The organism is Nocardia sp. NPDC060255, assembly GCF_042727395.1.
Classification (GTDB): Bacteria; Actinomycetota; Actinomycetes; order Mycobacteriales; family Mycobacteriaceae; genus Nocardia.
In genome coordinates this window covers 409,207-422,905 of the sequence record NZ_JBHXAU010000003.1, presented here as the reverse complement: position 1 = coordinate 422,905, position 13,699 = coordinate 409,207, and the positions used below count along the sequence as shown (strand labels likewise).

Sequence of the window (13,699 nt, the reverse complement as noted above, 5' to 3'; positions counted from 1 at the left end):
CCGCAAACGCCACGGCTACCGCACCCCCGCCCAAGTCCTCGACCAGCTACTGTCGAACCCCGACAACCCTGTTGCATCGACCCCTTGAACCTGCCCGAGTGAACGCGCCACTATGTCCCGTTGATCATGGGCTCGGCACTGGTGCCGGGGTGACTTGCTGCGGGCGGCCTATTCGACGTTGCGCGCACCACCGTCGGGGTCGGCCGGGTCGAGGTGCCAGCTGCGGATGCGGCGGGGGTGGATGCGGATGATGTCGTTGGAGAACCATTCCGGTGCGACCGGCGGGACGTCCACCGTCAGGGTCTCCACTACGCCGCGGATCTCGACACCGCGTCCCCAGCCCGGCTTGACGGCGCCGGGCTCGTCAGGCGTCATGTCGTCGATCAGCAGGCTGACCAGCGGGTTGGCCAGGATGTTGCGGTAGCGCTGTGACGCAGCGTGATTCGGTCCACCGATATCGATGGTGTCGTCGTCGTTGAGCCGGAAGCCGAGCGGGACGAGCTGCGGGGCCCCCTCGGGTGAGACGGTAGCGAGGCGGGCCAATCTCTGGCCGGCGAGGTAGGCGCGTTCCACGTCGGTAAAACTCATAGCCCGACCTTAGAACCTCAACCGCAGTTCAGATCAACTCCTGCGCGCCCGCAAATCGAAGCCACCTGATCCGGGCGATCTAGACTCTTACCGATGAGTAAGTTCTTCGGCTCCGTCGACGAGGTGACCAGGCGGCTCACCGATGCCGGGTATCTCCCGTCCATCGACATCGCCACCGCCGTCTTCCTCGCCGACCACCTCGGCAAGCCCCTCCTGATCGAGGGGCCCGCGGGCGTGGGCAAAACGGAGTTGGCCAAGGCCGTCGCCGCCGCGTCGACCGCCGACCTCATCCGCCTGCAGTGCTACGAGGGCATCGACGAAGCCCGCGCCCTCTACGAGTGGAACCACGCCAAGCAGTTACTCCGCATCACCTCGGAGCGCGAGGCCTGGGACAGCACCCGCGACCACGTCTTCACCGAAGAATTCCTACTCGCCCGCCCGCTACTCGCCGCCATCCGCAACCCGAGCTCCACCGTCCTGCTCATCGATGAACTCGACAAGGCCGACGTCGAACTCGAAGGCCTGCTGCTCGAGGTACTCGGCGACTACCAGGTGAGCATCCCCGAACTCGGCACCATCACCGCCGTCCGCAAGCCCTTCGTCATTGTCACCTCCAATGCCAACCGCGACCTCTCCGAAGCCCTGAAACGCCGCTGTCTCTACCTCCACATCGACTACCCCACAGCCGAATTGGAACGAGCCATCGTCCGCATGAAGGTCCCCGAACTGGACGAGGCCCTTGGTGAGCCGGTGGCCCGCGTCGTCGGCGCGTTACGCGAACTCTCCCTACGCAAACCGCCCTCCATCGCCGAAACCATCGACTGGGCAAGAACTCTCGTAACCCTCGGCACCCGCTCCCTGACCGGCGGAGTCGTCCGCTCCACACTCGGCGTGTTGCTGAAATACCAAGCAGACCACCGCATTGCGTCCGAACGCCTGTCGCTGGACTCAGATGAGGAGACGGAGCGGTGAGTGGTCACTCAGTAGTCGCAGAGCTTGATTCTTGCGAAATTGACACTCGAGGCAGGACGGTGGGCGTTGCATCGAATGCGGGCGCTTCACCTGACGCTGAGCCCGTACTTCGCCCATTTAGTCGATACTCCACACATCTGGCAGTCGTCCGAAGCGCGTGTGGGGGATCAGGAACCTTTGTGAAGCCGGCCGTGAATCCCCACGGAGACAGCATGACTGCGCCGCGACGCTGTGGCAGTGGGGAGGCCCCGCGTGGCCGAGCGGGAGGCAGCATGACTGCGCCCCGACGCTGTGGCAGTGCGGAGGACGTCGGTCACCGCGTGGCCGAGCGGTTGACGTCGTCCACGCCACCCTTCGTGGTCCGAGCGGAGTCAGCGGCATGACGTCAGCACGCCGCGAGCCAACTGCTCCACAAGAGCCCACCGACACGATCACCGATCGCCTCGTCGAATTCGTCGGACTACTCCGCGACTACGGAATCACCGCGGGCCCCAGCGAAACCATCGACGCCGCAGAAGCAATGCTCGCCCTCGGACTGTCGGACCGAAACCGACTCCGCTCGGGTATGGCGGCCTGCCTGCTCCGCCGCAACGGCCAACGCGCCGTCTTCGACCAACTCTTCGATCTCTATTTCCTGACCGCAGAGCAGCCGCAGGCGACCGCCCCCGCAACACCGGAATCCATTGATTCACTGCGAGATCGACTAGCAGCCGCGCTAATCGAGGACGACCCGTCCGCCGCCACCGACCTCGCTCGCCAAGCACTTACCCAACTCGGCGCCTACGGGGGAGCAGGCACCGGCCAGTCCGACACTCCCGTCACCACCGCCTCCGGCGCAGGCTGGTCCTCCTACCTGACCATGCGAGCCCTGAACCCAGAAGACCTCATCGCCCGCATAGTCACAAACACAAGCGGCGCAACCGAACTCGACGCCGCCGTCCGCACCATCGAAGCCAACCGCCGCCTCACCCAATTCCGCACCGCCGTCCAAACCGAGGCCCGCCTACGCTCCGCCCAACTCCGCGGCACCGAATACATCGCCCGCCGCGGCGTCGATTCCACCCCCGACCAAATCGATTTCCTAGGCGCCCGCGAACAAGACCTAGCCGAAATGCGCCGCCTAGTAACCCCTTTGGCCCGCAAACTAGCCACCCGCCTAGCCGCCCGCCGCCGCAAATCCACTCACGGCCACATCGACATGCGCCGCACCCTCCGCCGCTCCATGTCCACCGGCGGCGTCCCCATCGACCTCGTCCTCCGCTCCCGCAAACACGCCCGCCCCGACCTAGTAGTCCTAGCCGACCTCTCCGGCTCAGTAACCGGCTTCGCCGAATTCACCCTCCACTTGATCCAAGCCCTCCAAGACCAGTTCACCAAGGTCCGTAGCTTCGGCTTCATAGACACCTGCGACGAAATAACCGCCCACTTCACCCCCGGCGAACCCCCCACCCCCGGCACCGCCGCCCGAATAGTCCGCGACTCCAACGTAGCCCGCTACGGCAGCAGCAACTACGGCGAAGCCCTCCAAGGCTTCGTCGACAACTACCTAGACGCCCTCGGCCCCCGAACCTCCCTACTAATCCTCGGCGACGCCCGAACCAACCGCACCGACCCCAACCTCCCCGCCCTCCAAACCATGTGCGACAGAGCCAAACACACCTACTGGCTAAACCCAGAACCCTCCCGCTCCTGGTCCACCGGCGACTCCGCCGCCCACCTCTACACCACCCACATCACCATGCACGAATGCCGCAACGTCAAACAGCTCGCCGAAGTGGTCGGCCGCCTCCTGCCGACACGATGAGGGTCCGAATGTCGCCGCTCATCGCATCTCACGATCCCATCAGATGAGAGTCAATCCATCGGATCAGCAGCGCTGTGCTGCCGCATCCTCTATAGGCCATAGATCGAACTGGCCTTGGGGCGAGTTCTCAGGAATAGGCGCGCTTTTCACCTGACGCTTCTGGCGCGTGGGTCCCGAAGATTTTCTATTGCGGCGGTGCTCTTGGATGTCGACCGGTTCGCTAATGCTCTGGTCACGTTCTCGCGCTGCTTTCAGAACGTTGATAATTGACTTTCCCACCGCCTTGGCCACAGGTGGCGGGAACGCATTTCCTACCTGGCGATACTGTGCTGTCTTTCCGCCTGAGAAGTCCCATTCGAGCGGGAAACCTTGAATGATGGCGGCCTGCCGAACCGTGAGCATCGGGCCATCAGAGCCGAAAAGGTCTCGGTTCTCGGTCTGTTTCTCTGCGCAGGTTTTGATGTCGTTGGCAACACCCATGCCTGAGATGCCCAACTGCTTCCAAGCGCTTTTCGCTCGACTTGGTCCGAGATCAGCACCACCGTGCTTCTTCGACCCGCCAACGAGCGTGGGGGCGACAGCTCCACCTTTTCCTTTGAGCTCAGCGTCACGGGCCTTCGCCTTGTCGTACCACCGCGCGAAAGCCTCGTGAGCTTCCTCTGAACGATCGCCGTCGAAGTAGGGTTCAAAGCGTTCACGCATCGATGGCTCAAGGCTTTTCAGGACACTGACTGGTTCTTTGTGCGTTCCTGTAGGCAATTCGTACTTGAGATCGATCAGGATGTCTTTGCGAAACGCGACCAGGATGGCGCGAGGTCGAAGTTGTGGTACGCCAAAGTTAGCGGCTTCAAGTACGCCCCATGCGGGTTCGCTATAGCCGAGGCTTTTCAGCTTGCGCTTGATCCGGTCGCGATACTCTTCGAATTTCGGATCCATGAGCCCGCGGACATTCTCGATCATTACTGCTCGCGGTTTAAGAATCTTGACCAGTTCTAGCATTCGGGGAAAAAGGTCTCGCTCGTCGTGTTCGCCCAATTGCTTTCCTGCGTGCGAGAACGGCGGGCACGGTACCCCACCGGCGAGAAGATCTAGCCCGCGCTGCTTGAGCAGATCAAAGCTCTTTTTCATGACCTTGGGATTATAGGGATCGAACTCGTTGACATCGGTTCCGAGGATGTCGCAGTTCTCCCTCTCCCAAGCCCACAACCGGTGGTCCTCGATGTTCAGTTCGAGGGTCTTGGCCGCATACTGATCTATCTCGACGAGCGCTAAATGGCCGAAGCCTGCCTGGTGCAGGCCGACAGCCTGCCCGCCCGCGCCGGCGCAGATTTCGATCGAGGTGAACTCAGGCACCTTTGATGCCACGGTGTTGCGCTTCGATACATCTCGAGTCATGTCCTGGTCCCGTCACCGCAAGTCAACACGCTCGCCACGCGAACCACGATCATTCCGCCCCCGGAGCGATGTTTGCTGGCGCAACTGTCTGCAACGCGAAGAACGGTCACGCTGATACCTTTCGATGTGGGGCCGGGGGCGGGTAGCGGTCTGTGCGGGAGTATCTTTCCGTACTACATTCGGGTGCCTCGAACTGGGACAGATGTGGCTGAAGGACGATCGGAAAGTGCCAGGAGGAAGGCCCACGAACGTGGCCTGTACCCGGCTCCGCTCAACGAGGGCCGTTCCCGCAACATGCGAGCCAACCGCCGAACCGGCACGAAACCGGAGATTGCGCTGCGCAGTGCACTGCATCGGCTGGGGTATCGGTACCGTAAGGACTTCAGGCTCGACCTCGGATCGATGAAGGTCCGACCTGACATCGTCTTCACGGCTCGCAAGGTCGCCGTCTTCGTCGACGGCTGCTTCTGGCATGTCTGTCCGGAGCACGGCCGACAGCCGACGACGAACGAATGGTATTGGGCGCCAAAGCTTCGCCGGAACATCGAGCGCGACCGCGCCGCAGATGCTGCCCTGGCAGAGGCAGGTTGGCAGGTGGTTCGTCTGTGGGAGCACGAGACTCTGGAGAACAGTGTGACAGCAGTCACCAGCGTCTTGGATGGCGGCCCCGAACATGTGAGCGATCATATGGGATCACTGGGAAGTTGATCGACGGACGCTCCGGACAGGCTAGATTTGCCAGCTGTCAGCGCCTCGTTCAGGACAGAGTTGCTGGGCTGGAAGCCGAGCAAGAAGTACAAGCTCGACCGGGTGTGGGTTCCCAACTCTGCTGACGTCGACAACTCGACGAGCTTGCGGCTCGCGGCGCATATCCTCGAGCAGCTTGGCGATCCGAACCCGAACTTGCGAGACGGCACCGGATGTGCCGCCGGCGAATCCAGGACAAAGCATCCATGGCTGCACGCCGCGATCGCGTGTAAGTGGACGACTCGGTCCGACCGAGTTCAGAACATCCGCCACGAGAACAGCAACATGATCGGGCACAGACGCGGACGTTGCCACACTTGGTGACTATGACAGCCGAACCGTAGCCGGTACGGCTTGCCTCGATCGCACGGGAAGAGCGAGGTCGATGCGACGTCCCACATCGCCTACGACGAGCAGGCCGATGCCGTTGCTGCATACGGCAGTTCGGAACAGCAGGCAGCGTGGGATGAGGTAACCAAGCAGGGCGATTGCTCGACTGCCGGCCAAGTCATCGGTGGACTGGTAATCGCTCCTTGTTGTCACGCCGCCGCTGGAGGTGTCTAGTAAGCCGTTAGCTGGCGCGGGGAAGGGGGTCGTTCATTCTCGTGCGGACGAGCACTCGGTCAAGCAAAGCGTCGGCATCAGCATGCCTGCCCTGTTGTTTGAGCGAGTGCAGGATGTGCAGTACATCGAGTTCAGACCGGGTTTCCGCATAGCTTGAGATGCCTTCAGCCGCGTCGTGCAGCCCCAGAATTCGACAGGAGGCGATCGCACTCGCCGTCTCTGCAGGCGCGGCTTCGGTGCCTACATGGCGGATGAGGCTGTTGGCACGCTCGAGTTTGCCGGTAGAGATGTAGACACCCAGGTCTTTGGCAGGCAGCCATGCCACATCCACGGTCAGGTTGTTGCGCCGGTCCCCTTCCGTACTGGGGACCGGCCCAACAACCGCAGCGACGGCGGTAGTGGTTTCAGCCGGCTTAGCCCCCGCGTTCTTCCGGAGCCGTTCGAGTTCTTCCCAGATAATGACCTGCTCGTCGGGGCCAGCGTTGGCCAGTGCGAGGCAGTGCAGCTCTCTGAGCGGTGCCTTCTTCGGTGAGCGCTTTCGATTGCCGTTGGCCAGGTCAGCTAGAACGGACTTGGACAGGTACCCCTTCTTGAGCTCGGCCCAGTCCTGCCGTCCTTCATCCCGCGCATCGGCCAGCTTCTTCTTGATGGCATCCTCGATTGCCTTGCACGAGAGGCCGGTCTGACGGATCAGGACACGTATCGCCTCGGCGAGCTCCGGCCACCCACGGGACAGCCTGTCTCTGTTGAGGTCCTCGAACTTCCAAAGTTGTGGCAATGACTCGCCTCCATCGCAGTTGTCTGTACGAGCCTTGACATTGTCCTTCCTGGAACGTTCCCGGCAAATAGGTTTCACATGCTTTCGCTGTCCTGGTTTCCGGACAGCAGAACTTGGGACAGGGCCGGTACGGCCATCGGTCGTTATTTGCCTCGGCTGTCCTGCTTTCGTTCTGGGACACCGTCACACTCCCGATTCAGGGGCTGATGCTGTTCAGTAGTTGGGGGACGCCGACATCGGTGAGCAGGGCCTAGCTGGCGACGCTTGCACGGAGTCCGGCCCGTCATCGACTTGAAAGGTGGTTTCACATGTCTGTGCCGTCGTGGGAAGATTCCCAGCTCGGCGCCATGAAGCGTGTGGCGCTGTGGCTGGTGCAGAACATCGGTGTCGGCGAGATGTTCACGAAGTCACAGCTTCGCGAGGCATTCCCCGGGACATCACAGATCGATCGTCGTATGCGTGACCTGCGTGACTTTGGCTGGCGAATCGACACCAACCGCGAAGACCCAGCTTTGGGCTCACACGAGCAACGGTTCGTCAAACAGGGGGATCCCGTGTGGGAGCCGGGCAAGGCGACGAGGAAGGTCGGCGTCACAGTCACTGCTGCTGAACGCCACGCCCTGATGATGCGTGACGGCCACAAGTGTCGTTCCTGTGGAATCGGCCCTGGCGAGCAGTACGCCGGCACGTATGTCGCATCGCAGCTCGATGTTGCTCGCCGTCGGGTCCGAATGGCCACCGGTGAGGTCAGTGTGCAGCTGGTTATCGAGTGCAACCGCTGCCGAGTTGGGGGGCGGGATTTGACTGCGGACTTGGGCGACGTGCTAGCACGCATCGACCAATTGCCTGTCTATGAGCAGAAGATGCTCACAGGTTGGGTTGAGCAAGATGCCCGCAGCTTCAGCGATGCGGAAGCCCTGTGGGCGGACTACCGGACGTTGCCGGCGGACTCCAGAGAGAAGGTTCGAGAGGTGTTAGGGCGCACAAGGAGTAGTTCTGTGTAGGAACGATCATCGCCGCCGCGCCGGTCCGCTACGGGTTCCTGCACCTCCAACCTTAGTTTCTACATTTGAGGAGAATCGAGATATGTTCACGGACTTCGGAGTTCCGCCGAGCGCCGCCACTACCCGCTCGCTGGTCGAGCAGAGGCTGAAGGAACAGCGTGAGAACGTCGGGGTCGCCGAGACTCTGACGGTTGAGTGGCGTGGTCGGCCTCGACACGTAGCGGTCATCGACATTCCGCTGGATTCTCTGTCCTACAACCCCAGCACGCATCGCATCCGTGCACAGCGCAGTCTTGACCCAGATCGCGATGCTGTCCTGGCAACGGATCCTTGGCGTCCGGAGAGTCAGGACTATTTGCAGCATCTGCTGACGGTCCGCCCCTCGGAGCCCGATCACCGCGATCCAGCCTTCGATGATCTGAAGAAAAGCCTCGAGGAACACAAACAGAACGAACCCGGGTTGATCACGCGTGACGGGATTCTCGTCAATGGCAATACTCGCTGCGCGGCGCTCCGGGAACTCAAGACCACCACTAGCATGCGTGTAGGCGTTCTGCCGGAGTCCTGCACATGGGAGGACATCAATGATGTCGAGCTGTCTTTGCAGTTGCGCCCCGACAAGCGACGCGAATACTCCTACATCAACCGGCTGCTTGCCATCGACGAGCAGAGAGTCCAGCTCAATCGCGACCTGTCGCTGATCGCTAAAGCGTTCCACACCACCACGAAGTCCTGCGACCGCGATCTCTGGGTCCTGGCACAGCTGCGGGATGTAATCCAGCGCAGCATCACAACGGGTGGGGCATCGCTACGGCTCATGGACCTCGAAGGGGCACAGGGAAAACTCGAAGAGCTCCACCGTGCGTACATCGAGGAACACAAAAGAAGCAAGGAAAGGGCCGACCTGCTAAAGGAAGCGCGATTGGCAGCGATTGTGCTCGAACTCGCCAAGACCGACGTCCGATATATCGAGGCAGATTTTCATAGCCGCTACCTGGAGAAAACACTGCCCGACGAGTTCAAGGTAGCTGAGTCTGTTGTGCCCGCAGCCGTGACAATTCCCGGGCTGAACCGGACAGTCAAAACGGGGGGAGCGAATGTTGCCGCCGCGCGGGCGGTCACCGACACCCTGCTCCAGGCAAAGGCGGTCGAGGCGGCTGGCAACGCAGCAACACCCGCCGATCGGTCTGCTGCTGTGGCGATCATTGAGTCATACAAGGATGCGTTTAACGATGCCATCGACACTGCGGGTCGGGATGCCCGGCTGCGGAAGAAGCGTCTCGCCGCCCCGGACAGGATCAACGATGCTTGCAAAGACTTGGAACAGTCCATTACGGACCTGGTGCTGTCCCGGGGTAATGCCAGCCTCGACGAGGGAGCGTTCGATGACGCGCTCGATCAGCTCCGCATTGTCATGAGCAAGCTTGGGATTGAGGCGCAGCGCAGCATAGATCTGCCAGGGAATGGCTTGGCGTGGCTGATCGAGGCGGTGTCCGTGAAGCAGCCGCAGCCGTGAGCAGTCAGGAAGGAACGCCCTCGTTGCGGTTGGGCTTCGACGTAACACGCACGCGTGTAGAACTGCGTAGCCTGCCCGCTTTCCAGGCTGACTTCGCTCGGCTGACCGCGCGGATTACCACAAGCGGTCACCGCGGGCTTTTGTCTGCAGAGGTCGACCTCGATGATTTCTTGGTCAACCTCAGCGAGCTGTCCACCTGGACCCATCCCGGTGTCGACTGGGATACGGATCTCATGGCGCTCATCAATGGTGTGCTCGATGATTCTGAAACGGTGGAGCGCAGCCTTGATGGTGGGCTTGCGCAAGGCGCTACTGACGCCATACAGCCGGATGATGTCGCCGGGTTGCTGGGCGCGGAATGGACCGCCAACCTCACTGCGTTCCAACAACGGGACATCGCCCGGCTGCTCTCGTTGCGTCACGGTGCCAACTTCAGTGTCCCTGGCGCTGGTAAGACCCGGGTGGCCCTCGCGATCTACGCCGCGATGCGCGAGCGCGGAGAAGCGCAGCGGCTATTGGTTGTTGGACCGAAGTCGGCTTATGAGTCGTGGGAGTTCGAGAGCTCGGCCTGCTTCAAAGATGCGTTGCGAACCGCGGTGACGGGGCATTCGGATGACCCACTCGCCGAACTACGCATCGTGAACTACGAGCGGCTGGATCGCTCGTTGAGCAGTCTCGCCGCCTGGCTGCGCGCGGTGCCCTCGATGGTCGTGCTGGACGAGGCTCATCGAATGAAGCTCGGGGCCAGCGGCACTTACGGTGCAGCGTGCCTGGCACTTGGCCCGCTGGCGGCCAGGCGATTGATACTCACCGGCACGCCGGCCCCCAACGGAGCGAAGGACCTGGAGAACCTTCTGTCGTTTGTATGGCCGGGCCACGGTAAACGTGTGGTGACCGAGGCAGTAGGTGGCGGCGACCTCGCATATGCGAGCTCGGTGCTACGTCCGTTGTTCGCTCGTACGACCAAGGATGAGCTCGGTCTGCCACCGTTCGAACCGAAGGTCCGTTACCTCGATATGCCAACGGTTCATGCCGAGGTCTATGAGGCTCTCAAGGGCAATTTCTCGGCTCGCGCAGAAGGTTCGCGCGGCAGCATCGAGGCGCTGGGCCGGGCGATGCTGCGGCTGCTGATGGCGGCGATCAGTCCTGCGTTGCTTCTGGAGGGGGCGAGCCAATACGAACCGCTGGAATACCAGCTCCCTCCATTGGATCCACACCCTGGCGATTCTCTCTTTGAGCTTCTGCAGAAGCTCCCGCGCCTCGAGTTCTCACCGAAGTACCAGGAGACTCTGAAGATCGTCGCGGACAACACTGCGGCCGGTCGCAAGACCCTAGTCTGGACAACGTTCGTACGAAGCCTTACCACCCTCGAGAAACTGCTGGAGGGGTACAACCCGGCTGTCGTCTACGGTGGCACGATCGACCGTGCTGAGCAACTACGCCGTTTCCGCGAGGAGCCCGACTGCCATGTTCTGATCTCCAACCCTGCCACTCTCGGTGAGGGCATCAGCCTCCATCAGGTGTGCCACGACGCCGTCTACGTCGACCGTGACTTCATGGCCGGGCGGTTCCTGCAGAGCCTGGACCGCATCCATCGTCTTGGCCTTGCCCCCGGCACCGAGACGAGGGTGACTATCCTCGCGACCCGCGGCACGGTCGATGAGGTGGTGAAGCTGCGGTTGGACGAGAAGCTGGAGTTCATGGGCCGCATCCTCGACGATCCTGGTGTCCAGCAGCTCGCCGACCTGCAAGAGGAGCCGGCGGCTGGTGTCGGAATGGACGCAGCGGATGTGCGTGCGCTCCTGAGGCATCTCGACGCGGCAGCCGGTCGGGCGTCCACTACTGCGAGCCCCTGAACGGTTCTCATCGAAATCGCGCGACGATCGCGACCTAAAGGATTCGGCGGTGCCCACCGCCAACAACATTCGAGCATCACGGTCTTGTTGCCTGGCTCAGTAGCGGTCACAACGAATGGTGCTGCTCCCACCCGGGCTAGGGGTGGGAGCAGCTGTGGAAACCCCGGCCTACCTCCATAGACGAACTAGAACGGAGCTCACATGAACAGCGTAACCATCTCGGTTGGTGAGGCGCGCGCCGCGCAGCCGACGAGCGCAACCGAGGCCAAAGTAGCGGACGACGGACCTGTTCTGGTGCTGTCCCTCTGCCTCGTTTTCGCCGTGGCTATCGTCGTCGGATTGGTGACGGGGATTCTGAGCCGGATTGACGCCGCCACACTTGCCAAGGCTGTGATGTGCGGTGGCGCCGCCTTCGGTACGACGCTATTGATCGGAATTGCGCTGATCGCAGTTCTTTAGCACCGCAGCCTCGGGTAGCGACGACACCCTCCTGGGGTCTGCTACGGGGGCTATGCTTCGACTACACATCCGGATGTCTGGGGAGTCATACGATGTCAAGCAGTCAGCTACCGCTCGGGTTCACAGACGAAGAGCATGATGAGGAGCTCGACGCAGTTCAGTTCGAGCTGTATCGACTTGATCCGACCGGTGCGCGGGTCGCCAGGGTTCTTCGTGACACGCTGGATCAGCTGTACGACGGGCAGCGAACGGGGCGATGGAACTTCTCGCAGCTGTTCAAGACCGAGAAGACTCACATGGGAACCCTCGTCGAGATCAACCTGCAGCGTGAATTCGAATTCGAAGATGGCGACGCAACGGATTATAGAATTGCTGGAATTGAAGTAGACTGCAAATACTCCATGCGGTACGGCGGTTGGACCTTGCCGCCAGAAGTGGTTGGTCACATCGCGTTACTCGTCACTGCGGATGACGATCATGCTACGTGGAACGCCGGATTGATCAGGGTTAAAGAATCTTATCTCAATCTAGGGCGTAATAGAGATGCGAAGACGACGCTGTCTTTGAACGGTCGAGCAAGAGTGCGTGAGTTGTGGCCGGACGTCAGATTTCTCGCACCCAATATATACATCCAGCTAGATAAGGTCACTCGAGACCGCATATTCTCGGCAAAGTCGCGAGTAGGCAACAGGCACGGTCAAGCGCGGACCAATGAGCTATTTCGATCAGTTCACGGGAGGATAATCAGGAGGGCAGAGGTTGCGACGGTGGCGCAGCAGGATGACTTCATGAAACGTGTCCGAACGAATGGTGGATCGCGGACGGTTTTGCAACGAGATGGAATCATCATACTCGGGCATCAGGAACGGGAAGTGGCTGCCCAGCTCGGTTTGCCGGTGCCGAACAAGGGCGAGTTCGTTGCGGCTCGTGTAGTACCGGCCCGTATCGATAGAAACGATCCTGTAGCTGAGATTGCTGGTTCGATGTGGTCGGTCGCTCGGCCTGGTGATCCCGAAGTGGTCGCGCCCGTTATCTAGCCCTGTCTAACTTATTTAGTGATTCTCGGCTAGAGACAACGACTCGGGCTTGTCGGTGCCGTGCCGTAGCTTGGACGCTACAAACGGATGATCTGAGCGGGCCAAGAGCTCGAGGTGGTTGACATGACAGTGGAAGTTAGCGGCAATGACGTCGTGCGAGTCTTCGGTTCGACAGGAAAGGCTCGCAGCAGACTCCGGTGGTGGAAAACAATCCCGGGCTGCGAGTATGTCGCTGAGGAGGTTCTCGGGCATATCAGCTCCGCCATCTTCGACATCGAACCGGAAACGATCCAGCAGCTCGAAACCGAGCATCCGCTCGGTCAATTGCGTGAAGACTTCGACAGCACAGTGCACCTCATCAGAGACTGGCGCCCAGACTTCGCATTCGCTCACCTGTTTCACTTCTGCCTGGAAGACCTGGGAAGAGTCTTCAGCTGGCAAGAGTTCCGCGACGACTGGAGCGCAAGGCCCGCCAAGCGCCCGTGGCTGTGGGATCCCGCCAAGGCGATGCAACGTCGGGCAGCCGATCACCTCATGGAACGAAATGATTTTACCGAGGGCCGGGCGCTGGCTGCCGCGCACGACGCGTTGCAGTGGCGAGTCGGCACCTACTACTACTCATTCCTGCGTGAGGCCTACGCATTGAGCTGGCTCCGCAGGCAGGGCCTGCCCGCGCTCTCCCATCCGCTGGCCGATGCGCTCTTTCGCGCCGACCTGTGGTGTGGCAGTGCCGTTGTCGGTATCTACATTGAGAACTCCAATTATCGAAGCGGCACTGAAGGGCGCAAACACCCGGCGCAGTACTATCTCGACGATCAGCGTCACTTCAGCTTCGTTGACCTGAGAATGGCCAAACCTGCGGAGTTCGGTACGGTCGCGTTGCCTACCGACGAAGAGATGCAGATCTGCGCGCACGCCCTGCGGTCGATGCTTCCTTCTTAGCAGAGAAACCGCTGAGCCATGTGTAGCGCCGACAATC

13 protein-coding genes are annotated in these 13,699 nt (G+C 61.2%); 10 read left to right on the top strand and 3 right to left on the bottom strand.

Annotated elements, in window-relative coordinates:
* Positions 1–168 precede the first annotated feature (168 nt).
* Positions 169–588, bottom strand: coding sequence for a PPOX class F420-dependent oxidoreductase (locus ACFWF1_RS10290; RefSeq protein ID WP_379284852.1), 420 nt, complete (start codon positions 586–588; stop codon positions 169–171).
* 93 nt (positions 589–681) lie between these two features.
* Between ACFWF1_RS10290 and ACFWF1_RS10285 the strand changes: the two genes are divergently transcribed.
* Positions 682–1,560, top strand: a complete 879-nt coding sequence (locus ACFWF1_RS10285) for an AAA family ATPase (protein ID WP_379284851.1) — start codon at positions 682–684, stop codon at positions 1,558–1,560.
* Between the two features lie 379 nt (positions 1,561–1,939).
* Positions 1,940–3,364 (top strand): VWA domain-containing protein, encoded by a 1,425-nt coding sequence (locus tag ACFWF1_RS10280; protein ID WP_379284850.1) that lies wholly within the window; start codon positions 1,940–1,942, stop codon positions 3,362–3,364.
* Between the two features lie 63 nt (positions 3,365–3,427).
* Here the strand turns inward: ACFWF1_RS10280 and ACFWF1_RS10275 are convergent, their stop codons facing one another.
* Positions 3,428–4,759 (bottom strand): DNA cytosine methyltransferase, encoded by a 1,332-nt coding sequence (locus ACFWF1_RS10275; protein WP_379284849.1) that lies wholly within the window; start codon positions 4,757–4,759, stop codon positions 3,428–3,430.
* Between the two features lie 204 nt (positions 4,760–4,963).
* Between ACFWF1_RS10275 and ACFWF1_RS10270 the strand changes: the two genes are divergently transcribed.
* A complete protein-coding gene (locus tag ACFWF1_RS10270) occupies positions 4,964–5,467 on the top strand; it encodes a very short patch repair endonuclease (protein ID WP_379284848.1) in 504 nt (167 codons plus the stop codon).
* A 102-nt stretch (positions 5,468–5,569) separates the two neighbouring features.
* Complete coding sequence (locus ACFWF1_RS10265; RefSeq protein ID WP_379284878.1) at positions 5,570–5,830, top strand: NgoMIV family type II restriction endonuclease; 261 nt, start codon at positions 5,570–5,572, stop codon at positions 5,828–5,830.
* A 247-nt stretch (positions 5,831–6,077) separates the two neighbouring features.
* Here ACFWF1_RS10265 and ACFWF1_RS10260 read toward each other — a convergent pair whose 3' ends face one another.
* On the bottom strand, positions 6,078–6,848 hold the full coding sequence (locus ACFWF1_RS10260) for a hypothetical protein (protein ID WP_379284847.1): 771 nt from the start codon (positions 6,846–6,848) through the stop codon (positions 6,078–6,080).
* Between the two features lie 308 nt (positions 6,849–7,156).
* On the opposite strand from ACFWF1_RS10260, the gene ACFWF1_RS10255 reads away from it, so the two are divergent.
* The 6 genes from ACFWF1_RS10255 (at position 7,157) to ACFWF1_RS10230 (ending at position 13,662) form a co-directional block, all read left to right on the top strand.
* Positions 7,157–7,852 (top strand): hypothetical protein, encoded by a 696-nt coding sequence (locus ACFWF1_RS10255; RefSeq protein WP_379284846.1) that lies wholly within the window; start codon positions 7,157–7,159, stop codon positions 7,850–7,852.
* An 82-nt stretch (positions 7,853–7,934) separates the two neighbouring features.
* On the top strand, positions 7,935–9,368 hold the full coding sequence (locus ACFWF1_RS10250) for a transcriptional regulator (protein ID WP_379284845.1): 1,434 nt from the start codon (positions 7,935–7,937) through the stop codon (positions 9,366–9,368).
* Positions 9,365–11,224, top strand: a complete 1,860-nt coding sequence (locus ACFWF1_RS10245; protein WP_379284844.1) for a DEAD/DEAH box helicase — start codon at positions 9,365–9,367, stop codon at positions 11,222–11,224. Before ACFWF1_RS10250 ends, ACFWF1_RS10245 begins: the two co-directional genes overlap by 4 nt.
* A gap of 201 nt (positions 11,225–11,425) precedes the next feature.
* Positions 11,426–11,683, top strand: a complete 258-nt coding sequence (locus ACFWF1_RS10240; protein WP_379284843.1) for a hypothetical protein — start codon at positions 11,426–11,428, stop codon at positions 11,681–11,683.
* Between the two features lie 92 nt (positions 11,684–11,775).
* Complete coding sequence (locus ACFWF1_RS10235) at positions 11,776–12,720, top strand: NaeI family type II restriction endonuclease (protein ID WP_379284842.1); 945 nt, start codon at positions 11,776–11,778, stop codon at positions 12,718–12,720.
* A gap of 123 nt (positions 12,721–12,843) precedes the next feature.
* The gene (locus tag ACFWF1_RS10230) at positions 12,844–13,662 is read left to right on the top strand and encodes a hypothetical protein (protein WP_379284841.1); all 819 of its coding nucleotides are present in this window, start codon (positions 12,844–12,846) and stop codon (positions 13,660–13,662) included.
* Positions 13,663–13,699 lie beyond the last annotated feature (37 nt).